Origin of the sequence: Kitasatospora sp. NPDC127035, from assembly GCF_042726075.1 — a bacterium.
Lineage (GTDB): Bacteria > Actinomycetota > Actinomycetes > Streptomycetales > Streptomycetaceae > Kitasatospora.
Genome location: NZ_JBHXDN010000157.1, coordinates 1,497 through 2,673, shown reverse-complemented (window position 1 = coordinate 2,673; position 1,177 = coordinate 1,497). Strand labels below are relative to the sequence as shown.

General features: G+C 56.2%; 1 rRNA gene (running past one end of the window). It reads right to left on the bottom strand.

From position 1 onward, the window contains the following. Positions 1 to 2 precede the first annotated feature (2 nt). A 23S ribosomal RNA gene (locus ACFWIC_RS40925) occupies positions 3 to 1,177 on the bottom strand (its annotated part continues 1,496 nt past the right edge of the window); the annotation flags it as partial.

The window sequence follows — 1,177 nt, the reverse complement described above, 5'->3', positions numbered from 1 at the left end:
CTGAGGACAAGCCCTCGGCCTATTAGTACCGGTCAACTCCACCCCTCACAGGGCTTCCATATCCGGCCTATCAACCCAGTCGTCTACTGGGAGCCTTACCCTCTCAAGGAGGTGGGAGTGCTCATCTCGAAGCAGGCTTCCCGCTTAGATGCTTTCAGCGGTTATCCCTCCCGAACGTAGCCAACCAGCCATGCCCTTGGCAGGACAACTGGCACACCAGAGGTTCGTCCGTCCCGGTCCTCTCGTACTAGGGACAGCCCTTCTCAACACTCCTACGCGCACAGCGGATAGGGACCGAACTGTCTCACGACGTTCTAAACCCAGCTCGCGTACCGCTTTAATGGGCGAACAGCCCAACCCTTGGGACCTACTCCAGCCCCAGGATGCGACGAGCCGACATCGAGGTGCCAAACCATCCCGTCGATATGGACTCTTGGGGAAGATCAGCCTGTTATCCCCGGGGTACCTTTTATCCGTTGAGCGACGGCGCTTCCACAAGCCACCGCCGGATCACTAGTCCCGACTTTCGTCCCTGCTCGACCCGTCAGTCTCACAGTCAAGCTCCCTTGTGCACTTACACTCAACACCTGATTGCCAACCAGGCTGAGGGAACCTTTGGGCGCCTCCGTTACTCTTTAGGAGGCAACCGCCCCAGTTAAACTACCCACCAGACACTGTCCCTGATCCGGATCACGGACCCAGGTTAGACATCCAGCACGACCAGAGTGGTATTTCAACGACGACTCCACAACAACTGGCGTTGCTGCTTCAAAGTCTCCCACCTATCCTACACAAGCCGAACCGAACACCAATATCAAGCTATAGTAAAGGTCCCGGGGTCTTTCCGTCCTGCTGCGCGAAACGAGCATCTTTACTCGTAATGCAATTTCACCGGGCCTATGGTTGAGACAGTCGAGAAGTCGTTACGCCATTCGTGCAGGTCGGAACTTACCCGACAAGGAATTTCGCTACCTTAGGATGGTTATAGTTACCACCGCCGTTTACTGGCGCTTAAGTTCTCAGCTTCGCCTGGACGAATCCAAGCTAACCGGTCCCCTTAACGTTCCAGCACCGGGCAGGCGTCAGTCCGTATACATCGCCTTACGGCTTCGCACGGACCTGTGTTTTTAGTAAACAGTCGCTTCTCGCTGGTCTCTGCGGCCACCCCCAGCTCTGA